Genomic DNA, 22226 nt, shown 5'->3' on the forward strand with positions numbered 1-22226 from the left:
GATGTGTCAAGGGGGCTCGCGTATCCTTAATCGATGGTCGTCCCATTGTCCCCACCGTTGATAGTCCGCCAGGGCGGGCTCGAGTGCCGCCTGCACTTCGCGGGCACCCCGGTAGCGCCGGGCCGGCCGACCTTCGTACTCGTTCACGGCATCGGGATGTCCCACCGCTATCTGCGGCGCCTTGCCGCTGTGCTCGCCCCGCACGGGCGGGTGTGCTCGATTGACCTACCGGGGTCGGGGGCGAACGCGACGCCCGCGCATCCGCTCACCGTGGAGACCTTTGCCGCCCTGATCGGGCACGCCCTCGACATGGCCGGCATCTCGTCGTGTGTGCTGCTCGGCCACTCGATGGGGGCACAGTTCGCGGTCGAGCTCGCGGTGCGCCGCCCGGCTCTCGTCTCGCACGTGGTGCTGGTCAGCCCGGTCGTCGATCCCGAACGGCGGAGCACCGTGCACCAGGCGCTTGGGCTCGCGGCCGACTCGCTGCTCGAGTCTCCGTCGGCCAACGCGATCGTGTTCTCCGATTACTGGCGTTGCGGTCCGCGCTGGTATTTCGCGTCCCTCCCGGCGATGCTGGACTACCCGATCGAGAACCGGATCCGGCTAGTCGAGCAGCCGGTACTCGTGCTCCGCGGCTCCCGCGATCCGATTGCACGCGGCCCGTGGTGTCGCGAGCTCGCCGGGCGCGCCCGCGACGGTCGATTCGCCGAGGTCGAGGGACAGCCGCACGTCGTGCAGCACAGCGCGCCGGACGAGGTGGCGGCCCAGATTCTCGCCTTCCTGGCCGCCCCGGTCGGGCGCGGCGCGTGAGGGGCATTCTGGCCAAGGGCTGGTTCTGGGTCCTCGACTACCTCTACGTGTCGTACTGGCAGGTGCGGTACGTGCTGTTCCGCGCTGACCCGGGCGAGTACCTCCGAGCGGATGCCGCGAAGCCTCCAATCCTCATTCTTCCGGGAATCTACGAGACCTGGCAGTTTCTTCGACCCCTCGCGGACCGGCTGAGCCAGGCCGGGCATCCGGTGCACGTTGTCGAGGGGCTCGGCCGCAACGCGCGGAGCGTCGTGGCGAGTGCCCCGATCGTCGCGGACTACCTGCGCGAGCACGACCTGCGCGACGTCACGATCCTCGCCCACAGCAAGGGCGGCCTCATCGGCAAGTACCTCATGCTCCGAAGCGATCCGGAGGGCCGGGTGAATCGCATGGTCGCGATCGCCACCCCGTTCTCCGGGTCGGTCTATGCGCGCCTGATGCTCGTTCCGAGCCTTCGGGCGTTCTCGCCACGGGATGCAACGACTCAGATGCTCGCGGGCAACCGCGAGGTGAACTCCCGCATAACCTCGGTCTTCGGGAGCTTCGACCCGCACATTCCCGCGGGCAGCGAGCTGCCGGGAGCCACCAACATCCGCCTTGACGTCGCGGGGCACTTTCGGATCGTCGCCGACCCGCGAGTTCAGGATGCCGTGGCGCGCGCCGTGCAGTCACCCGCAGCCTCGTGACGAACCCGGCCTACTCTGGGGGGATGGCTGCCAAGATCCTTCTCGTCGCGAGCGACCCCGTCGAGGCGCTCGTCCTCTCCGAGACGCTCGTGCAGGGCGGATACCGGGTGATCCCGTCGGACGACACCATCACGGCGCTGCCCCTGGCGCGTCGGGAGGCTCCCGACCTCGTGCTCGTCGACCTGACGCTCCCCGGTGGGTTGATGCTGCTCTCGCGGCTCAGTCTCTTTCCGGACACCGCGATGATTCCCACCGTCGCGCTCGCCGACAGCCAACTCCTGGCCGGTGAGGCGATGCGCATGGGAACCCGTGCCGTGCTGAACAAGCCGATCGTGACGCCCGATTTGCTTGCGGCTGTCTCCGACCACGTGATGTCGCCCGGGGCGCTCGAGGCCGCACCGCCCGCTCTCCTCGCGCATCAGCCCCGGCTCGACGCACTGCGGGACCTCGGCGTGCTCGACACCCCGGCCGAGGAGACCTATGACCGCTTCACCCGGCTCGTCGCACACATTCTCGATGTGCCGGTCGCGCTCATCTCCTTAGTGGACGATGAGCGGCAGTTCTTCACGAGCCAGGTGGGGCTGCGTGAACCGTGGGCGACCATGCGGCAGACCCCGCTCTCGCACTCGTTCTGCCAGTTCACCGTGACCTTCAGACAGCCGGTCGTGATCAACGACGCGGCGGAGCATCCGCTCGTCAGGCACAACCTCGCCGTGAGTGAGATGGATGTCGCGGCCTATGCGGGTGTTCCCCTGATCACGAGTTCCGGCGAGGCGGTCGGGTCCCTCTGCGCGATCGACGCGAAGCCGCACGAGTGGAGCGACGACGAGGTCGCCGCCCTCACCGACCTCGGTGCGATCCTGATCGAACTGCTCGAGCTGCGCGGCCCTGGCCCTGCGAAGGGTAGCGAGGCCAGCCGCCCCGACGTCGCCTGACACGGCATCTGCCCCCGCGCCGCGCCGCACGGTGTTGACGGGGTCGTCGCTCAGCGAACAGACTCGACTCGTGGATGATTCAGACGACGACCAGTCAATGGAACAGGTGCTCGAGAGACTGCTCGAACAGTTCCCCACCGTGCCTCGCAGACAGGTCGCGGAGCTTGTCGATGAGGAACTGGATTCCTACGACGGGGAGATCCTCGACCAGGAAGAAGTGCCGTCGGAGGTCGAGCAGAGCGCCCGCGAGCGGCTGACCGAGCTGACGGCATCCCGTCCGGACTCCACTCCCGACGAGGATTGACCCTCGTCGCTCTGGCGTGTCGCCCTGATACCCCTTACAGTTGATATTCGAACATAGGTTCGAATGCGCGACGAGGAGGCAGACGATGACGATGGTCGAGGAAGCGGTCGCGATCTGGCTCTCGCCAGACGGCGTTCCGGAGCGACTCGTCTGGCGAGGTCAACGATTCAGGGTGAGCGACACCCCGACTCCGTTCGGCCCCACTCCGGAGGAGGTACTCGGTTTCGTCACTCACCCGCCGCGGCACGGCGTCGGCTGGCGCTTTCAGGGCACCAGCGACGAATCCGGTCACGAGACGCTCATGTTCGACGTGCTGCGCGACGACTACCGGCAGCAGTGGCGGCTGCTGCGTACCTACGCCTGACCTGCTCCGCTCGCCCCACCAGGTGGCGTTGCGCGCCCGCCGGTGGTATCCCTTGAACAGCGACGCCCACCACCTGGCGGGCACCGAGATCGAAGGAGCTGCAATGACCGAGAACCATGACGAGCACGAGTTGATCGAGTGGGGCCGCCGGCTCGCCCAGGCGCTGCAGATTCTCGACCTCGACGTCGCGCCCCGGGAGTTGCTCGAGATCGCCGAGAGGTCTGCGCACGCCGTGACCGGCTCCGCCGGGCCGATCACCACGTTCTACGTCGGATATGCGGCGGCGCTCGCGGCCCAGACGGGAGAGAAGACCCCCAACGAGGCGGTCGCCTCCGCCGCCTCCGTCGCCGCGCAGCTCGCGGAGGCCGGCGCCGAGGGAGGGCGCGCGGGCAGCGGCTGGACCGACACCGCGCAGTGAGCCGCGGCGCCGGTCGGCGTTAATCAGCTCGTCCCTCAGCTCCCTGAGGCGGAGAAGACGTCCTCCGCGATCTCGTCACGATCGGCCGACACCGGATCGAGCCGCACGATCACCGCCTTGGACACGGGCGTGTTGCTGCCCTCGGCGACGTGGTCTAGCGGCACGAGCACGTTCGCCTCGGGGTAGTAGGCCGCCGCGCATCCCCGTGCCGTTTCGTACGAGACGACGCGGAAGCCGCGGAGCACACGGTCGACGCCATCGTTCGAGACCGTGTGCACATCGACGCGCTGGCCGTCGGCAAGGCCGAGTTCGGCGAGGTCCTCCGGGCTCACGAAGACCACGTGACGGCCGCCCTTGACCCCGCGGTAGCGGTCGTTGTGCCCGTAGATCGTGGTGTTGAACTGGTCGTGCGAGCGCAGTGTCTGCAGGATCAGCGTGCCGGCCGGACGCTCGATGCTTTCGAGATCGTTCACGGTCAGCATCGCCTTGCCGGTGGGGGTGTGGAAGGTGCGCGAGTCGCGTGGCCCGTTCGGTAGCACGAACCCACCCTCGCGGCGGATTTTCTCGTTGTACCCGTCGCATCCGTCGACGACCCGCGAGAGGTGGTCGCGGATCAGGTTGTAGTCGCGCTCAAACCCGGCCCAGTCGACGGCGACCCTGTCGCCGAGGGTGGCGCTGGCGAGCCGGCTGATGATCGCGACCTCGGAGAGGAGCGTTGGCGAGACCGGCTCGACCTTTCCCCACGACGGATGCACGGCGCAGACCGTGTCCTCGACCGAGACGAACTGCTCGCCCGAAGCCTGCCGGTCGATCTCCGTGCGGCCCATCGTGGGAAGGATGAGCGCCTCCCGGCCGACCACAGCGTGCGAGCGGTTGAGTTTGGTCGAGATCTGCACGGTCATCTCGGCGGCGCTGAACGCGGCCTCGGCGGCGGTCGTGTCGGAGATCGCGGCCACGAGGTTGCCGCCGACGGCGAGGAACACCTTGATCGCCCCGTCCCGCATCCCCTTGATCGTCTGCACCGCGTCGAGCCCGTGCTCGCGCGGCGGGCCGAACCCGAACTCCCGCTCGATCGCGTCGAGGAAGGCGGGCGGCATCTGTTCCCAGATGCCCATGGTGCGGTCGCCCTGCACGTTGCTGTGGCCGCGGATCGGCGAGGCACCGGCGCCGGGCTTGCCGATGTTGCCGCGCAGCAGCAGCAGGTTGATGATCTCCTTGATCGTCGGCACGGCCTTCTTCTGCTGGGTCAGTCCCATCGCCCAGGTGATGATGACCCGGTCGGCCCGCAGGTAGCGGTCGGCGAGCTCGTCGATCTCGGATGCCCGCAGACCGGTCGCCTCGAGCACCGCGGTGTCGTCGAGCCGGGCGAGGTGGTCCCGGAGGGCGTCGAGGCCCTGGCAGTGGCGCTCGAGGAAGTCGTGGTCGAGCACGGTTCCGGGGGCCTTGGCCTCGGCATCCAGCACCCGCTTCGACAGCGCCTGCAGCAGCGCCATGTCGCCGCCGAGCCGGATCTTGAGGAACTGGTCCGCGAGCTTGGTGCCGCGGCCGATGATGCCCTTGACCCGCTGCGGGTTCTTGTAGCGCTGCAGCCCGGCCTCCTGCATCGGGTTGACGGCGACGATCTGCGCCCCGTTGTCCTTCGCCTCCTCGAGCGCGGTGAGCATGCGCGGGTGGTTCGTGCCCGGGTTCTGCCCCATCACGATGATCAGGTCGGCCTTGCCGAAGTCGTCGTAGGTGATGGTGGCCTTGCCGACGCCGATGGTCTGCCCCATCGCCCAGCCGGAGGACTCGTGGCACATGTTTGAGCAATCGGGCAGGTTGTTGGTGCCGAAGGCGCGCACGAACAGTTGGTAGGCGAAGGCGGCCTCGTTCGAGGTGCGTCCGCTCGTGTAGAACGCCGCCTCGTTGGGCGAGTCGAGCGAGTTGAGTTTGTCGGCGATGATCCGGAAGGCCCGCTCCCAGCTGACCGGGTGGTACTGGTCGTCGCTGGCGCTCTTGTAGACCGGCTCAGTCAGCCGACCCTGCATTCCCAACCAGTACTCGCTACGGGTCAGCAGGTCGGAGATCGGATGCTCCGCCCAGAAGTCGGAGCCGATGACGACGGGGGTGGCCTCCCAGGTCACGGCCTTCGCGCCGTTCTCGCAGAACTCGAAGGTCTTGCGGTGGTCGGGATCGGGCCAGGCACAGCTCGGGCAGTCGAAGCCGTCCTTCTGGTTGAGTGCGAGGAGGGTCTTCGCCGTGCGGGTGACGCCCATCTGCTCGACCGCTGGCTTCAACGAGTGGTAGACGCCGGGGACGCCTGCGGCCCACGACTTCGAAGGACCGACCTCGATCTCGCTCTCGTCGGCCTCGTTCACGGTGTCTTCTGTTCCGGGGTTCTCATTCTCGCGAGTCATCGGTCCATCCTGCCTCTCACCACGTTGTAAAGCTCTCCATCAGGGCTAACAGTTATGAGCATCCACCGCAACCGCAGCGGTTCATTTGGTTCGTTATCAGCTGCCGCGGCCAACTCGTGTCTGGTTTCCGAGCACCAGCGTGCAGAGGTTCTCCACCGCAGGAAGTTCGGGTGACACGCCGCTGTTGCTGGCGTCGCGGCGCGGCGTGTCGCAGAATGTCCTGCGTCAGGTGAACGACTATGGCGCCCCGCTCCAGTTCGGATCGTTCATCACGCCAGCTGCCGCCGACCCTCTCGGAGTCGTCGCGCTCGCCGTGGCGAGCGAGACGGCCGGGCTCGACCTTGTGTGTTTTCAGGATGACCCGTACCAGTCGGCGTTTCTCCACGCGTGGACGCTCATGTCGTTCGTCGCGGCGCGCACCGATCGCATCCAGATCTCCGCGAGCGTGCACAACCTGCCACTTCGTCCGCCAGCCGTGCTGGCTCGGGCCGCGGCATCCCTGGACCTGCTCAGCGCCGGACGGTTCGCGCTGGCTCTCGGCGCGGGGGCCTTCTGGGACGCCGTCGTCGCGATGGGAGGCGAGCGCCGCACCCCCGGCGCCCGCGCATCCGATTCCCGTCTGGCTCGGTGCCTACGGGCCGCGGATGCTGCGGATCGTCGGAACCCTGGCCGACGGATGGCTGCCGTCGATGGGCCCGCTCGCTCGCTCTCCGCGATCACGACGGGCAACGCGCGCATCGACGACGCGGCGGCGAATGCTGGGCGCGACCCTGCGGCGATTCGGCGAGCAGACGGCGCCGGCCGCACGGCAACTCGTGGCCGCCGAAGGGGGTATCCGGCACAACCCCGGTGAATAGCCCTGACCCGGCGTGGAGGCACGGCGTAGTCTCTGCCCATGATCACCGACGATCCCGTTGAGACGAATCCGCTCCACTACCGCATCGTGTTCGAGAATGAGTTCGTTCGCGTGCTCGACTACACCGACGAACCGGGCACCACGACGACACCGCACGACCATCCGAACAGCGTCATGATCACGCTGTCCGACTTCCGGCGCAGGCTCGCGAGCGGCGATCAGGAGCGCGAGGTGGCATTGGCCGCCGGGCAGGCGGTGTGGCTTCCCGCGCAGCGGCACTTCGGCGAGAACATTGGCGATACCGTCACCCACACGATCTTCGTGGAGCTCAAGGGAGCTGCGGCAGGGGAGGCCTCCGGCGCGACGCTCGGCCCCGCCGCGGCGAGTTCATAGCGCACCACAGCTGCCCGACAACGACGAAGGCGGCCAGCAGAAGCTGGCCGCCTTCGGGTCGAATGGTGGGATCTAGCCGCCGAACAGCGCGGTAACCCTCGTCAGGGTCATGAAGATCCCATAGGCCAGCGGAACGCCGACAAGCGCCCAGACGATCGCGATTCGTGCCTTGGTCATTTTCTGTCTCCTGCGAGCTCGAGGTCTTCGGGGCGGACAACGACGGATTCGTGGAAGCGGTCAGACACCGGCTTGACCATGAGGTTGGCGATGAAGCCGACCACGAGCAGTGCCGCCATGGTGAGCAGCGCCGGCTGGTAGGCCTGGGCGGTCAGTTCACCGGGCGTCCCCTGGGCGTCCAGGAATCCGTTGACGATAAGCGGTCCCGCGATGCCGGCAGCCGACCACGCGGTGAGCAGGCGGCCGTGGATGGCGCCCACCTGGAAGGTGCCGAACAGGTCGCGCAGGTAGGCCGGCACGGTCGCGAATCCGCCGCCGTAGAACGAGATGATGATGAACGCGAGCACGACGTAGAGTGCCGTCGTGCTGGAGCCGAGCAGCGCGAGCAACACGTAGGCGACGGTTCCGACACCCAGGTACACCATGTAAATGCGCTTGCGGCCGGTCACGTCCGACGTGGACGACCAGACGAACCGGCCACCCATGTTGGCGATCGACAGCAGGCCCACGAAGCCACCCGCGACGACGGCGGTCACGAGCGACGTTCCGTCGGGCTGGCGGAAGAAGTCCTGGATCATCGGGGCGGCCTGCTCGAGGATGCCGATTCCGGCTGTCACGTTGCAGAACAGCACGATCCAGACGAGCCAGAACTGCTTGGTCTTGATCGAGTTCGCGGCGGAGACGTTGTTGTTCGTTACGAGCGACTTGACCTTGACCTTGCTGGCGTCGAAGCCGGCCGGCTTCCAGTCCGCGGCGGGCACCTTGATGGTGAATGCACCCAACATCATGTACGCGAGGTAGATGACGGCGAGCGTGAGGAACAGCTTGGCGACCGCGTCGCCACTCGCGACCCAGCCCTCGACTCCCGAGTTGGGGTCGTAGAACGCCATGAGCGCCGTGGAAACGGGGCTCGCGATGAGCGCGCCACCGCCGAAGCCCATGATCGCCATGCCGGTGGCCAGCCCCGGGCGGTCGGGGAACCACTTGATCAGCGTCGACACGGGGGAGATGTACCCGATTCCGAGGCCGATGCCGCCGATGACGCCGTAGCCGAGGTAGACGAGCCAGAGCTGGCTGGAGAAGATGCCCATCGAGCCGATGAGGAACCCGCTCGACCAGAACAGGCCCGCGACGAACATCGCCTTGCGGGGACCGCTGCGGTCGACCCAGGTGCCCATGACGGCGGCGGAGAGGCCCAGCATCACGATCGCGATCGAGAAGATGAACCCGATCTGCGTCAGGCTCACGTCGAAGTGCTCCACGAGGGCGGTCTTGTACACGCTCGTCGCGTAGGCCTGGCCGATGGACAGGTGCACCGCGAGGGCGGCAGGGGGAATGAGCCAGCGGTTGAAACCCGGAGGGGCGATGGTGTGGTCGCGGTCAAGCCAACTCATAGTGTGTATCTCCTCATTGAGACGAACGCGGCACGCCAAACGGCAGCGGCGCATCCGCCACTGCTGGGCATCTGGGGTCCCCCGTCGGCCGATCGGCCGCGTTTGCCACAGTAGCTTCTTCTTTCCCATCAAGAAACATGCATTTGCATTTTCGGTCGATTACTTCGCATATTTCGGGGCAAGATGGGCCTATGACACGTGGAGCACCGGTCGAGGACATCAACGAAGACAACCTCACCATCAAGAAGCCCAAAAAGTCCGCAGCAGGCGTGGAAGCGGTGCTCGTCGCCCTCGATCGCGGCGTCGCCCAGGCGGGAGTGGTGCGCACCGCCCGCTCATTGCTGCGGCTGAACCAACGCGATGGCACCGACTGTCCCGGATGCGCCTGGCCCGAGTCGCAGGGACACCGCAAGACCGCGGAGTTTTGCGAGAACGGAGCGAAGGCCGTCGCCGAGGAGGCGACGCTGCGCACTGTCACGCCCGAATTCTGGGCGAAGCACTCGATCGCCGAGCTGGCTGAGAAGACCGAGTATTGGCTCGGCAACCAGGGCCGCATCACCCACCCCGTCGTCATCCGCCCGGGCGACACCCATTATTCGCAGATCTCCTGGGACGACGCGTTCGAGCTCATCGGCGAGTCCATCCGCGCCACCGTGCCGGAGCGCACCGTCTTCTACACCTCAGGGCGCACCGCCAATGAGGCCGCGTTCATGTACCAGCTGTTCGCCCGGTCGATCGGCACCAACAACCTGCCCGACTGCTCGAATATGTGCCACGAGTCCTCGGGCTCGGCGCTCAACCCGACCATCGGCATCGGCAAGGGCACCGTTTCTCTAGAGGATATTCACCAGGCGGAATTGATCTTCGTCATCGGGCAGAACCCGGGCACGAATCATCCGCGGATGCTGTCTGCTCTCGCCGAATGCAAAGACAACGGCGGCAAGATCGTCGCCGTCAATCCGCTGCCCGAGGCTGGCCTGTTCAACTTCAAGGACCCGCAGACCGCTTCAGGAGTGCTCGGAAACGGCACGAACCTCGCCGATGAGTTTCTGCAGATCAAGGTCGGGGCCGACCTCGCGCTGTTCCAGGCCCTCGGCCATCTGCTGCTCGAGGAGGAGGAGCGCGTTCCCGGCTCCGTTGTCGACCACGAGTTCGTCGCCGCGAACACCGACGGCATCGACGCCTACCGCGCCGCCCGGAAGACCATCGACTGGGACGAGACCGAGGCGGCCACCGGCCTCTCCAGGCTCGAGATCGCGAAGGTCGCCCAGATGATGGTCACGTCGAAGGCGACCATCATCTGCTGGGCGCTGGGTCTCACCCAGCAGCCGCACTCGGTCAACACGCTCAAGGAGATCATCAACCTGCTCCTACTGCAGGGCAACTTCGGCAAGCCGGGCGCGGGGGCCTGCCCCGTACGCGGGCACTCCAACGTGCAGGGCGACCGCACGATGGGTGTCTGGGAGAAGCCGAAGGAGTGGATGCTCGATGCTCTCGACAAGGAGTTCGGCATCACGTCGCCGCGCGAGCACGGCCTCGACTCGGTCGACACCGTCGAGGCGTTCGAGAACGACGAGGTTGACGTCTTCGTCTCGATGGGCGGCAACTTTGCCCTCGCGTGCTCAGACACCGTGGCGCTCGAGGGAGCGATGCAGCGTGTGGGCCTGACCGTCTCGGTGTCCACGAAGCCGAACCGGTCGCACGTCATGCACGGACGCACCTCGCTCATCCTGCCGACGCTCGGCCGCACCGACACCGACGACAAGCATCCGGGTGGGCGCCAGGTTCTCTCGGTCGAGGACTCGATGTCGGTTGTGCGCACGACACAGGGTCGGCTCACGCCGGTCTCAGATCACCTGCTCGCCGAGCCCGTGATCGTCGCCCGGATGGCCAGGGCCACGCTTGGTGACGACCACCCGGTCAACTGGAAGGGCATGGCCGAGGATTACGACGTCATCCGCGACCACATCGCGCGAGTGCTGCCCGGGTTCGAGGACTTCAACAAGCGGCTCAAGACGAAGAACGGCTTTGTGCTGCCGAACCCGCCGCGCGACACCCGTAGCTTCGCGACCGACATTGGGCTGGCACGGTTTACCGTGAGCCCGCTGGAGTACCTGACCCCACCGGCTGGCCACCTCATCCTGCAGACCATGCGCAGCCACGACCAGTACAACACCACGTTCTACGGGCTGGATGACCGCTACCGTGGCATCTCCGGAGGACGTCGCGTGATCCTGATCAACAAGGATGACGCGGTCGACATGGGATTCGCGGATGGCGACATGGTCGACGTCATCAGCACGTTCCAGGGGTCGGAGCGGCGGGCCGACAAGTTCAGGCTTGTGGCCTATCCGACGCCTCGCGGATGCGTCGCAGCGTACTTCCCGGAAGCGAACGCGCTCATGCACCGCGAGCTCGTGGCGCGCGAGTCGAACACGCCCGGCTACAAGGCCATGGCGGTGCGATTCGTGGCGCACGAGGAGAAGGCGGCGTAGCGCCCGCAGATTGTGTAGGTCGCTTAGCGGTTTCTGCTGGTTGAGCAGGTCGCATAGCGACCGTGTCGAAACCCGTCCGCAGCCGGCGGATGGTCGGCTAGGAGCGCGGGTTGCGCCCGTCGTTGTGGGAGAAAAGACGGCAGGGATGGATGCGCTGGTCCGGCCGCGTGCGTCGGCTCGCGGACTTCGTTGGTTGCCAGCCTTCGGCTAGTTGAGGTCGCGTAGTTGTTTCGGCGAGTTGGGCAGGTCGCGTAGCGACTGTGGCGAAACCTGGCCGTGCCCGGCCTGTGGTCATGGCAGTGCTGGTGGTCATGGCAGTGCTGGTGGTCATGGCAGTGCTGGTGTGGGGAGTTTTCCGCCGCGTTTGGGTGTGCGGGTGGGGTCGATGTGTGTGGGTGGGGTGAACCAGGGGGTGTTGTCGGTGACCTGCACGGTCCATCCTTTGTGGATGATGTGGTGGTGTCCGGTGCATAACAGGATGCCGTTGTTGAGGTTTGTTGTGCCTCCGTGGGACCACCAGTGGATGTGGTGGGCTTCGGTGTAGGAGGGTGGTCTGCCGCAGCCGGTGATGGCGCAGCCGCCGTCGCGTTCGGCGAATGCGATCCGTTGGGCGCGGGTGAATAGTCGTCTCCCGGTGCCGAGGTCGAGGATTTGGCTGTTCCCGCCGAGGACTGCGGGGATCAGTTCCGCGTCCGCGGCAAGCCTGCGGGCGGCACCAGCCGTGATGGGGTCCTCGACCCCGTCGAGGTGTGCTGCGCCGAGGCCGGAGTGGAGTTGTTCCAGCGTCATCCGGATGATCAGGGTGGTGTGTGGGAGGAGTCCTGGTGCGGTGGTGCAGCCCATCATGTGCCGGGCCACATCGATCAGAGCGTCGGCGGCGATCCGAGGGATCGTCCGCGGGTCGGGGAGCTCGACATGATGGTCACCGCACGCGTCCCGGTCGAGACCCTCATCGCCCATGCCGTGGCCGTGGTCGTGGCCGCCGGCGGTCCCCGCAGGTCCTGTCGGGTCGGTGTCGAAGCGGACGGCGCGGAGGGCGTCGCCGACCATCGCGTCGATCATGGTGCGCACATATCCGGCGCCGAGGGGGTCGAGGTCGATCGTGCACCGCTCCAAACCGTTGCCCTGTTTGCTCCAGCGCAGCGACCGGGCCGCGATCAGTGCCTCCTCCCGCGGTGCGATCCCATCCGTATCGAGCGCGTCCCGCCAGGAGATCGACAGCTTCCGCACCGTGTCCGCCGGATGGTGGGCGGCGAAGGTGACCAGTTCCTCCTCCGCCGCGACCAGGTGTACCGGCAGGGCGCGGGGGGCGGCCTGGGTCAGGGAGGTGATGATCGACTGGGCCGCATCCACCTGCACCACACCGCTGTTCACCGCATCCGCGACCAGCGGGAACGGAGCGGGAAGGCGCTCCCCGAGCAGGGACACCGGTGCGGTGGTCGCCTCACCCAGCCGGACTGTTCTGCCGGCCTCGGCCAGAGTCACCCGACCCAGTTCCGTGATCAGGGAGGCGGGAGAGGTATGCCCGGAAGATTTCGCCAGGCCGCCCTGCCCGAGCGAGGGGCGCGAGCGCACACTCAGCTCCCCCGCCGCACGCACCAGCAGGGCATCGACGTGTCGTTTGAGGTCGTAGCCGGACTGGATCGCCCGCACCAGCCCCGCATCGGACATGGTCTCCACATCCAGCTGGGACGGAGCGACCGAGACGAGTCCGAACGATGCTCCGGCTGCACCGACCGAGACGGCTGCAGCCGCTGCGCCGGATCCTGCTCCACGCGCACCGGGCGCATCGGGCGGCCGGGCATCCGGGTGTTCGCCGACCCGGGCGCCGAACCCGGTGAGCGCACCAGCCCACACCGACGCGAACGCAATAGCGCTGTCAATGAGGGGATCGGTTGCTTTGGACATACCCACATAGTGACAGACACCACCGACATTCCAACCGACACCAAACCACACCCTGATCGGGGATATTGCCTGTGGACAACCCTCCTGGAGTACGGCCTGTGGAGGAGAAGACGCAGGCGCAATAGCGCGGGATTTCGACACGCGCGCCAGAGCGCGCTGCTCAGTCGACGGGCTGCAGCGCGTCCTGCGCGATGCGCTTGTCGCCCGCGTAGAGCACCATCGACGAACCGCGCATGAATCCGACGAGGGTCATGCCCACCTCGGTCGCGAACTCGGCGGCGAGCGACGAGGGGGCCGATACGGCGGCGAGCACGGGGATGCCGGCCATCATCGCCTTCTGCGCAAGTTCGAAGCTCGCCCGGCTCGACACCATGAGTACGGTGCCGGTGAGTGGCAACAGGTTTTCCTTCACGGCCCAGCCGATGACCTTGTCGACCGCGTTGTGGCGACCGACGTCCTCGCGTGCGACGAGCATCTCGCCGGTGGTCCCGTCGAACAGTGCCGCCGCGTGCAGTCCGCCGGTCTTCTCGAAGACAGCCTGGGCCTCCCGCAGCTTGTCGGGGAAGGTGCTCAGGAGTCCGGCATCCACAACGAGGGGGTCCTCGTCGACCGAGAACGCCGACTTCGTGCGCACAGCGTCGATGCTCGCCTTGCCACACAGCCCGCACGAGCTGGTCGTGAGGAATGACCGCTCTAGGCTGGGGTCGGGAGCGGCGACGCCCGGGGCGAGGGTGACATCGAGCACGTTGTAGGTGTTGACTCCTTCGGCGGTCGCTCCGGCGCAGTATCGCGCGGTGAAAAAATGCTCGCCAGTGGTGATGATGCCCTCGGAGACGAGGAAGCCGGCGGCGAGGTCGAAGTCGTGGCCGGGCGTGCGCATCGTGACCGCGAGGGAGCGCCCGTTGACGCGCATCTCGAGCGGTTCCTCGACGGCGAGCACGTCGTCGCGCATCACCGACGATTCGCCCAACTTCACCCGAATGATCTTGCGCCTGGCCGTGATTCTGGTCATTTCACTCCCACTCGTGCCCCTGCCACCTCCCATTCTCCCCCTCCGAGCTGGGCGTGACCGTCGTGACGACGAAGTGACCGCAGGTAACGGTTGTGGAAGCGCTCTCCGATTGTCCTTGTCTTTTGTTGGGAGGTTGTCATATGGTGCATGAGAGCGCTCCCATATGACTTGCCAGCGGGGGTAGAGCAGGAGCGCTTTCCGGTTTCGCAACGAGGCGGACCGGGGACCAGGGGGAAGCACATGACTATCTATGACCACGCCCACGGACCAGCGGAATGCCGGGGGAGTAGAGACTCCAGCAGGTCCCGAGCACGCGGTATTGCAGTCCTCACTGCCGCCGCCGTCATGCTCGGCGGATTCACCGCGACCGGCGCCGCCCACGCCGAAACCCTTCCGGTTGGAACCGGCAGCTACACCACCAACGCCGTCGGCCCGGCACCCGAGGGCTGCGCGCCGCTCGCGACGGATGCCCGCGCCTACGTCACGGACTCCGCCCCCGCCGGCGCCGTCCCGACCAACGACTGGTGGTCGTCGCTCCTATTCAAAAAGTACAACTGCGTCGGCAGCGAGCCGCTGCACGCCCACCCCCTCTCCTACCTTCCGCAGGCTGCTGGCCTGGGCCTGTCGAACACCACGACACCGACCATGAGCGGCACCCCCGGAGGCATCGGAGAGTTCCACTACGTCTACGCGCAGGATGTCCTCGTCGGCGTCGCCGGGCTCACCGCCCCCGTCGTCGAGGTCGCGGACTGGACCGACTGGACCGTGACCCCGTCGTGGAGCGACGGCACCCGGTCGATGACCGCGACGATCGGCCACGGCCTTCCGTTCGGCTGGTACGACATCACCGGCGGCGACGCCGTCATCACCGCTGGTGCCGACCTCCGCGTCTGGCTCAACGACGCCGAGCGTATCGGCTTCAGCTCGGGCGGCGCCGACTACGTCGCCTTCGCTCCGACCGGTGCCGCATGGACCGTCGCCGGCAGCACGCTCAGGAACACCCTTGACGGCAAGGGCTACCTCTCCGTCGCCGCGCTGCCGACGACCCCCGCGGACTCGGATGCTGCTCGCACCGCGATCGCCGATGATTACACGCCCTACGCGTACGCCAAGGTCACCGGAACCCGCGCCGACTTCGTCTACAACGAGGCCGAGAGCATGGTCGAGACCACCTACACGGCAGAGACCGAGGTGCTCGAGGGAACCAACTCCGGCACCGTGCTGTCGCTGTATCCGCACCAGAGCGTCTACCTCGACGGCGTGACCGGCGACGGACCGTCGGCGGGCGCGACCCTCGACCGCACCTACGTCTCCCCTCGCGGAGCCATGACGACGCTCGTCGGCGCCACGTCGTTCACGACGTCCACCCCGTTCACGGGCGTGCTGCCGGAGCTCCCCGCCGTCGCCACAGGCGAGGGTGACGCCAACGCCCGCCTGGACGCGCTTCTCGACCAGGTCGCTGTCGACCCGATGAGCATCGACAACGACGACACCTACTGGACAGGCAAGGCGCTGGGCCGCGCCGCCCGGATCGTGGAAATCGCCGACCAGCTCGACCGCACCGCGGTGCGCGACACGGCACTCGCCCAGATGAAGGCCACACTCACCGACTGGTTCACCGCCTCGCCCGGCGAGACCGGGCAGCTGTTCGCATACAACGCCAACTGGGGCACGCTCGTCGGGTTCCCGGGGTCGTACGGCTCGGACAGGGAGCTCAACGACCACCACTTCCACTACGGATACTTCGTCGTCGCAGCCGCAACGCTGGCGCGCTTCGAACCGGAGTGGGCGGCAGGCTCGGCGTACGGCGGCATGGTCGACGAACTGATCGCGGACGCGAACAACTTCGACCGCAACGACACCCGGTACCCCTACCTGCGCGACTTCGACATCTATGCGGGCCACGACTGGGCATCCGGTCACGGCGCGTTCGGTGCCGGCAACAACCAGGAGTCGAGCTCCGAGGGCCAGAACTTCGCCAACGGACTCATCCAGTGGGGCACCGCCACCGGCGACACCGCCACGCGCGATGCGGGGATCTACCTCTACGCCACGCAGACCGCCGCGATCCAGCAGTACTGGTTCGATGAGTCGGGCGCGATGCCGGATGCCTTCGGGCACAGCACCGCGGGCATGATCTGGGGCGACGGCGGTACGTATTCCACGTGGTTCAGCGCCCAAGCGGAGATGGTCCAGGGCATCAACACCCTGCCGATCACCGGCGGACACCTGTACCTGGGTTTGCGCCCGACCGACGTCGTGGAGAACTACAACGAGATGGTCGCCGTCAACGGCGGCAACCCCGACGTCTGGCAGGACATCCTCTGGTCGTACCTCGCACTCGGAGACGGCACTGCGGCGCTTGCAAAGCTCGACAACGACCGCGAGTACCCCGAGGAGGAAGGCGAGAGCCGCGCTCACACGTACCACTGGGTTGCGAACCTCGCGACCCTCGGAACCCTCGATTCCAGCATCCACGCCGACGACCCGATGGCCGCGGTGTTCAGCAAGAACGGCGCCAGGACCTACGTCGCGAGCAACATCACGCAGGCGCCGATCTCGGTGGCGTTCTCGGATGGCACCGTGCTCGATGTACCGGTGGGACAGACGGTGACGTCGGGTGCCCAGGTCTGGAGCGGCGGTGGAGCGCCCAGTGGAGCAGTAGTGCCGACCGATCCGACCGATCCGACCGATCCGACGGATCCGGGAACTCCCGCAGCAACCACAACCGCGTTCTACCTCGGTGCCACTGGGTCACTTCTCGCCGAACCGGGCACGGCAACAACGGCAACGCTGGCACCGCGTAGCGGAATGGATGCTGTTGGCGACGCGTCGGCGGGGCTCGTCCTCACGGCGGAGAATCTGAACGGCACGTTCGCCGGCAGCCGCACCGCTTTCGACATCGGAGTCGACACCCTTGGAGTCGGAAACGCAACGCGGATCAGGGTCTCCTACGACCTGACCGGTGACGGCACCTATGACCGGATGGAGACGTATAACTATTTCCCGACGGACCCGGTGCCCGGCTATGAGCGTTACACCGCGGACCGCGGAATCGCCGAGGTCGTCGGCGACTTGGGAGCCCTCGCCGACGGTTCGATGAAGGTCGAGCTGTGGAGCGTGCTCGGCAACGCGGAGTCGACGATTGACCTCGCGACCTCGGTCGTGAAGGCTCCCTTCGCCGGGCTCACCCTCGGTGCCCCTGAGCCGGACCCGGGGACGGACCCGGGAACCGACCCGGGGACGGACCCGGGAACCGACCCGGGAACGGACCCCGAGCCGGCGGCCGAGCCGGCGCCCGAGCCGGCGCCCGAGCCGGCGCCCGAGCCGGCGCCCGAGCCGGCGCCCGAGCCGGCACCCGAGCCCGAGGTCGTCGTGCCCGGAAGCCCCGGCGAGGTGATGCTGGCGCCTGTGGACGGCACCACGATCAACGTGGTCTGGGACGCACCGCTCGAAACCGGGAGCAACCCGATCACCGACTACCGCCTCGAGTACCGGGTGCCCGGTGCACCGGAGTGGACGCAGGTGTACGACGCGGTCACGGCCACGACGGGCGCCCAGATCCGGATGCTCGTCCCCGGCACCGAGTACCATGTGCGTGTGCAGGCGGCATCCGCCGCCGGACTGGGCGAGTTTTCCCGGCCGGTCGGGGCGAGCACCTTCCCGCCTCCCGCCGTACCCCGCGGCGCGGTCATCACAGCGAACCGCAAGTCCCTGCTGGTCTCGTGGACGGCGCCGATCTCCGACGGAGGCTTCGCGATCACGGACTATCTGATCGAGACGTCAGTCGACGGTGTGAACTGGAGCACCTTCGGCGAAGGCGTCGGCACGGAGACGGGCACGAAGGTCACCGGGCTCTTCCGCAAGACCCAGTACACAGTGCGGATCGCGGCGGTGAGCGACGTCGGCACCGGCGCCTGGCTCACGACGACGGCCACGACGAAGTAGTACACCGCACCGCCAGCAACACAGCGGCGCCCCCGCATCCGATCGATGCAGGGGCGTTGCTGGGTTCGGGGCATCCGCTCCACAAGGGATTTCGCGGCGCCTGACAAACCGGGCGTCAGCCCCCGATGTACGACATTTCGATTCGCTTCTTGCCGGATGCCCGGAGGCCGCCGGTCGCGGAGCCGCGCCGCTCCGAGTAGTTGTCGGTGCGCTGTCGCCAGATGGCGGCCATCGCACCGGAGAGCTCGTCGTCGGAGCATCCGCCGCGCATGAGTGCCCGCAGGTCGTGGCCCTCGGTGGCGAACAGGCAGGTGAAGAGCTTGCCGTCGGTCGAGACGCGTGCGCGCGAGCACGAGTGGCAGAACGATTGGGTGACGCTCGAGATGACGCCGATCTCGCCGCCGCCGTCGACGTAGCGCCACCGCGACGAGGTCTCGCCGCTGTAGTTCGGCGCGATCTCCTCGACGGGGAGCTCGGCGTGGATGCGGCTGATGACCTCGGCCGACGGCACGACGCCGCTCATCTCCCATCCGTTGCTGCTGCCGACGTCCATGAACTCGATGAAGCGGAGAATGTAGGGAGTCCCTTTGAAATGCCGCGCCATCGCGACGATGTCCTGATCGTTCTGGCCGCGCTTCATGACCATGTTGATCTTGATCGGCCCAAGCCCGACCTCGTGCGCGATATCGATGCCCTTGAGTACCTTCGCGACCGGGAATCTGACGTCGTTCATCGCCTGGAAGGTCGCATCGTCGAGCGAGTCGAGCGACACGGTCACGCGCTTCAGGCCGGCATCCTTGAGGGCCTGCGCCTTGTGGGCGAGGGCAGACCCGTTGGTCGTGAGGGCGATGTCGATCTCGCGGCCGTCCGGGGTGCGCAGCGCGGCGAGCATGCCGACGAGTTCCTCGAGCCCCTTGCGCAGCAGGGGTTCGCCACCGGTAAGGCGGATCTTCTCGACGCCGTGGGCGACCGAGACCCGCGCCAGGCGCGTCATCTCCTCGAAGCTCAGCAGCTCGTCGCGTTCCATGAACGCGTAGTCCTTGCCGAAGACCTCTTTGGGCATGCAGTAGACACAGCGGAAGTTGCACCGGTCGGTGACCGAGATGCGGAGGTCGTGCAGGGGGCGGTTGCGTGTATCGAGCAGTGCGCCGGAAGGCTGGGGGATGTCGGCGCCGGTCATACTCCGACCATAACCCGCGCGCGTGGGGAGTTGGACCCCGGCGGGAGCCCTCATCCGGCCCGAAGCTTGATAGGTTCGGCCAGGTGAGCATCGACGACAACACGAGACCACTCGAGCCGGGGATCACCACGGACTTCTCCCAGAGAATGAACTACGGCTCCTACCTCGCCCTGGACGAGTTGCTGAGCATCCAGCGCCCGCAGAGCTCGCCCGCCCACCACGACGAGATGCTGTTCATCATCCAGCACCAGACCAGCGAGCTCTGGATCAAGCTGCTGCTGCACGAACTGCGTTCGGCCCGCGACCTGCTCCGGGCCGACGACATCCGCACGGCTCTCAAACGGATCGCCCGCGTCAAGCACATTCAGGAGGTGATGACGCAGCAGTGGTCCGTGCTCGCCACGCTCACGCCCTCCGAATACTCCGAGTTCCGTGATGCGCTGGCGAGCTCGTCCGGATTCCAGTCGCACCAGTACCGGGCGGTTGAGTTCATCTTCGGCAACAAGAACGAGAAGATGCTCGCGGTGTTCGACAGCGATCCCGCGTCGCGCCAGGTGCTCAGCGACCTGCTCGACGAGCCGAGTCTCTACGACGAGCTGCTGCGCTACCTCAGCAGGGCCGGCCATGCCGTGCCCGACTCGATCCTGAATCGGGATGTCAGCAAGGCGCACACCTTCACGCCGGAACTCGTTCCCGTGTTCAAGAGGATCTACGAGAACGCGGGAGAGAACTGGGAGGCCTACGAGGCGTGCGAGGAGTTCGTCGACCTCGAGGACAACTTCCAGTTCTGGCGGTTCCGGCACCTCAAGACGGTGGGTCGCACGATCGGCACCAAGATGGGCACCGGTGGGTCGTCCGGAGTGGAATTCCTGCAGCGCGCGTTGAGCCTCACCTTCTTCCCGGAGCTGTTTGCGGTGCGCTCCGAGATCGGCCGCTGACCGCCCGCCTAACAGGCCCGAGGGGCGCTCAATTGGCGATCGGGTCACCGACCTGAGAAAATGGTTGCTTCTGTAGGGGCGACCGCTATTCGGTCTGGTGATGGGGGCGATGGCGTGCGCGCGAAGTCAGTTGTGCCCGCCGCCGTGGCTCTCGGCGTCGCCATCGCCATCGGCACCGTGATCGCAAGCGAACTTGCGGGGGTGCGGATCGGCATGTTCACCCGCGACATCCAGTCGCTGAGCGCATCGGGCGGACTGGCGCTGCCCCACTATGCCGGCGCGCTGAGCATGCTGACGATCATGGTCTGGACGGCGGGCAGCGCTTTGGCGTTCGCCGCTGCGGCGCTCGTGCCAGCGCGGCGCTCGTGGCTGCTCGTTCTCGGCGGCCTGCTGCTTGTGATTGCCGCCGACGACGCCTTCATGCTGCACGAGGGGCTCGGGCTGCCAGAGGTCGGCTTCGTGATTGTCTACGGCGTTGTCGCCGGATGGCTCGCGTTCCGTTCGCTCGCGCACCATCGTGACGGATCGGGGACGGCGATGCTCGTCGGGGGCGCGGCGCTGGCGCTATCGGCCGCCCTCGACCGGTGGGCCACCGACCCCTACCTGCTCGAGGACCATTTCAAGCTGATCGGGGCGCTCGTGCTGCTGACCATCGGCCCGACGATGATCGCGCCGATGCTGTCCGACCGGCCCGCGGAGCCCATCGCCGGAGCGCGACAATCGCGCGCGAAGGTCACGGTCTGACCGTTTACCGGGTGTTCGCGAGCCAAGCCGCGCGGGAGCGAAACGCGCAGCGACGGATCTACGAGGCTGCGACCTCGAGCCCGAGAGCCGCGGCGACGTGCGGATTCGTAACGTGACCGGCGTGAACGTTGAGCCCCTTGGCGAGCGCCGCGTCCTCGGCAATGGCAAGCTCCCAGCCCTTGTCGGCGAGTGCGAGCACGTAGGGGAGCGTGGCGTTGGTGAGAGCGCGGGTCGAGGTCGCCGACACCGCTCCGGGCATGTTCGCGACGCAGTAGTAGATGCTGTTGTGCACCGCAAAGGTCGGATCGTCGTGCGTCGTCGGGCGTGACCCCTCGAAGCATCCGCCCTGGTCGATCGCGATGTCGACGAGTACGGAGCCCGGCTTCATCTCGGCCACCATGGCGTCGGTCACGAGCTTCGGGGCCTGAGCACCGGGGATGAGCACGGAGCCGATCACAAGGTCGGCCTCGCGCACCTGGGCGGCGATTTCATAGGACGTCGACGGGCGGGTCTGCACTTGGCCGGCGAAGCGCACCTCGAGCTGGCGCAGCCGCGGGAGCGACAGGTCGATGATGGTCACGTCGGCTCCCATGCCGAGCGCGTTCGCGGCCGCATGCTCGCCCGCGACGCCGCCACCGATGACGACCACCTTGGCCTTCGGAGTGCCGGGCACGCCGCCCATCAGGATTCCCTGGCCGCCGACGGCGCTCATCAGGTGGTACGCGCCGACCTGCGCGGCCAGACGCCCGGCGACCTCGCTCATCGGGGAGAGCAGCGGCAGGCTCCGGTCGGGCAGCTGCACCGTCTCGTAGGCGATCGCGGTCGTGCCCGAGGCGATGAGCGCGTCGGTGCAGGCGCGTGAGGCGGCGAGGTGCAGGTAGGTGAACAGCACCTGTCCCTGCCGCATCAGCGGGTACTCGGATGCGATGGGCTCCTTGACCTTGAGCAGAAGCTCGGCCGAGGACCAGACTTCGGCGGCGGTCGCCGCGATCGTGGCGCCCGCGGCCGTGTAAGCGGCATTGTCGAAGCCCGAGCCGAGCCCGGCATCCGACTGGATGAGAACCTCGTGGCCACGACGGGTGAGTTCGTGCACGCCCGCCGGCGTCACGGCGACCCGGTTCTCGTTGTTCTTGATCTCGCTGGGGATCCCTACGCGCATGATGCCGCTCCGCTCCGTGCCGTGCCGATTGATTGGTGGTACTAATTGTGCAGATCTCACGGTGTCTGTAGTGAGTCACCGAATTTCACGATACTTTTGTCCGACAAGC

General features: G+C 67.1%; 18 protein-coding genes and 1 pseudogene. 12 read left to right on the top strand and 7 right to left on the bottom strand.

All coding sequences use genetic code 11. From position 1 onward, the window contains the following. The first annotated feature begins 33 nt into the window (after window positions 1-33). The 6 genes from BHD05_RS02355 to BHD05_RS02380 all read left to right on the top strand — a co-directional run bounded on the left by BHD05_RS02355 (window position 34) and on the right by BHD05_RS02380 (window position 3517). On the top strand, window positions 34-810 hold the full coding sequence (locus BHD05_RS02355; RefSeq protein WP_161885001.1) for an alpha/beta fold hydrolase: 777 nt from the start codon (window positions 34-36) through the stop codon (window positions 808-810). Further along, window positions 807-1496 carry an esterase/lipase family protein gene (locus tag BHD05_RS02360; protein WP_161885002.1) on the top strand — a complete coding sequence of 230 codons (690 nt, stop codon included), beginning with the start codon at window positions 807-809 and terminating at the stop codon, window positions 1494-1496. Before BHD05_RS02355 ends, BHD05_RS02360 begins: the two co-directional genes overlap by 4 nt. A 23-nt stretch (window positions 1497-1519) precedes the next feature. After that, complete coding sequence (locus BHD05_RS02365) at window positions 1520-2431, top strand: GAF domain-containing protein (protein ID WP_161885003.1); 912 nt, start codon at window positions 1520-1522, stop codon at window positions 2429-2431. Between the two features lie 70 nt (window positions 2432-2501). Next, window positions 2502-2735, top strand: a complete 234-nt coding sequence (locus tag BHD05_RS02370; RefSeq protein ID WP_161885004.1) for a three-helix bundle dimerization domain-containing protein — start codon at window positions 2502-2504, stop codon at window positions 2733-2735. Window positions 2736-2820: 85 nt separating this feature from the next. Continuing rightward, a complete protein-coding gene (locus tag BHD05_RS02375) occupies window positions 2821-3099 on the top strand; it encodes a hypothetical protein (protein ID WP_161885005.1) in 279 nt (92 codons plus the stop codon). Window positions 3100-3202: 103 nt separating this feature from the next. Continuing rightward, the gene (locus tag BHD05_RS02380) at window positions 3203-3517 is read left to right on the top strand and encodes a DUF6457 domain-containing protein (RefSeq protein ID WP_161885006.1); all 315 of its coding nucleotides are present in this window, start codon (window positions 3203-3205) and stop codon (window positions 3515-3517) included. A gap of 35 nt (window positions 3518-3552) precedes the next feature. Here the strand turns inward: BHD05_RS02380 and BHD05_RS02385 are convergent, their stop codons facing one another. Continuing rightward, window positions 3553-5913 carry an FdhF/YdeP family oxidoreductase gene (locus tag BHD05_RS02385; RefSeq protein WP_161885007.1) on the bottom strand — a complete coding sequence of 787 codons (2361 nt, stop codon included), beginning with the start codon at window positions 5911-5913 and terminating at the stop codon, window positions 3553-3555. Between the two features lie 343 nt (window positions 5914-6256). Here BHD05_RS02385 and BHD05_RS02390 point away from each other — a divergent pair. Both BHD05_RS02390 and BHD05_RS02395 read left to right on the top strand, forming a co-directional pair. Further along, window positions 6257-6770 (top strand): annotated as a pseudogene (locus BHD05_RS02390) (LLM class flavin-dependent oxidoreductase). Between the two features lie 38 nt (window positions 6771-6808). Next, window positions 6809-7162, top strand: a complete 354-nt coding sequence (locus BHD05_RS02395) for a cupin domain-containing protein (RefSeq protein WP_161885008.1) — start codon at window positions 6809-6811, stop codon at window positions 7160-7162. Window positions 7163-7234: 72 nt separating this feature from the next. Here the strand turns inward: BHD05_RS02395 and BHD05_RS16095 are convergent, their stop codons facing one another. Further along, entirely contained in the window at window positions 7235-7339 is a 105-nt protein-coding gene (locus BHD05_RS16095; RefSeq protein WP_418763828.1) for an MFS transporter small subunit, read from the bottom strand. Continuing rightward, a complete protein-coding gene (locus tag BHD05_RS02400) occupies window positions 7336-8733 on the bottom strand; it encodes an OFA family MFS transporter (protein WP_161885009.1) in 1398 nt (465 codons plus the stop codon). Before BHD05_RS02400 ends, BHD05_RS16095 begins: the two co-directional genes overlap by 4 nt. Window positions 8734-8924: 191 nt before the next feature. Between BHD05_RS02400 and BHD05_RS02405 the strand changes: the two genes are divergently transcribed. Continuing rightward, window positions 8925-11228: an FdhF/YdeP family oxidoreductase gene (locus tag BHD05_RS02405; protein WP_161885010.1), complete on the top strand. Its 2304-nt coding sequence runs from the start codon at window positions 8925-8927 to the stop codon at window positions 11226-11228. 327 nt (window positions 11229-11555) lie between these two features. On the opposite strand, the gene BHD05_RS02410 is transcribed toward BHD05_RS02405, so the two are convergent. Continuing rightward, window positions 11556-13136 (bottom strand): HNH endonuclease signature motif containing protein, encoded by a 1581-nt coding sequence (locus tag BHD05_RS02410; RefSeq protein ID WP_161885011.1) that lies wholly within the window; start codon window positions 13134-13136, stop codon window positions 11556-11558. Between the two features lie 160 nt (window positions 13137-13296). Next, window positions 13297-14148 carry a formate dehydrogenase accessory sulfurtransferase FdhD gene (gene fdhD, locus BHD05_RS02415; protein WP_161885012.1) on the bottom strand — a complete coding sequence of 284 codons (852 nt, stop codon included), beginning with the start codon at window positions 14146-14148 and terminating at the stop codon, window positions 13297-13299. 240 nt (window positions 14149-14388) lie between these two features. Between fdhD and BHD05_RS02420 the strand changes: the two genes are divergently transcribed. Next, window positions 14389-18096, top strand: a complete 3708-nt coding sequence (locus BHD05_RS02420; protein ID WP_161885013.1) for a glycosyl hydrolase — start codon at window positions 14389-14391, stop codon at window positions 18094-18096. Window positions 18097-18211: 115 nt separating this feature from the next. Here the strand turns inward: BHD05_RS02420 and moaA are convergent, their stop codons facing one another. Beyond that, window positions 18212-19276 (bottom strand): GTP 3',8-cyclase MoaA, encoded by a 1065-nt coding sequence (moaA, locus tag BHD05_RS02425; RefSeq protein WP_161885014.1) that lies wholly within the window; start codon window positions 19274-19276, stop codon window positions 18212-18214. A gap of 83 nt (window positions 19277-19359) precedes the next feature. On the opposite strand from moaA, the gene BHD05_RS02430 reads away from it, so the two are divergent. Both BHD05_RS02430 and BHD05_RS02435 read left to right on the top strand, forming a co-directional pair. Then, entirely contained in the window at window positions 19360-20214 is an 855-nt protein-coding gene (locus BHD05_RS02430; RefSeq protein WP_161885015.1) for a tryptophan 2,3-dioxygenase, read from the top strand. Between the two features lie 114 nt (window positions 20215-20328). Further along, on the top strand, window positions 20329-20958 hold the full coding sequence (locus tag BHD05_RS02435) for a hypothetical protein (protein ID WP_161885016.1): 630 nt from the start codon (window positions 20329-20331) through the stop codon (window positions 20956-20958). 58 nt (window positions 20959-21016) lie between these two features. Here the strand turns inward: BHD05_RS02435 and ald are convergent, their stop codons facing one another. After that, complete coding sequence (ald, locus tag BHD05_RS02440) at window positions 21017-22117, bottom strand: alanine dehydrogenase (protein ID WP_161885017.1); 1101 nt, start codon at window positions 22115-22117, stop codon at window positions 21017-21019. Window positions 22118-22226: the final 109 nt, after the last annotated feature.

Origin of the sequence: Marisediminicola antarctica, assembly GCF_009930795.1 — a bacterium.
Classification (GTDB): domain Bacteria; phylum Actinomycetota; class Actinomycetes; order Actinomycetales; family Microbacteriaceae; genus Marisediminicola; species Marisediminicola antarctica.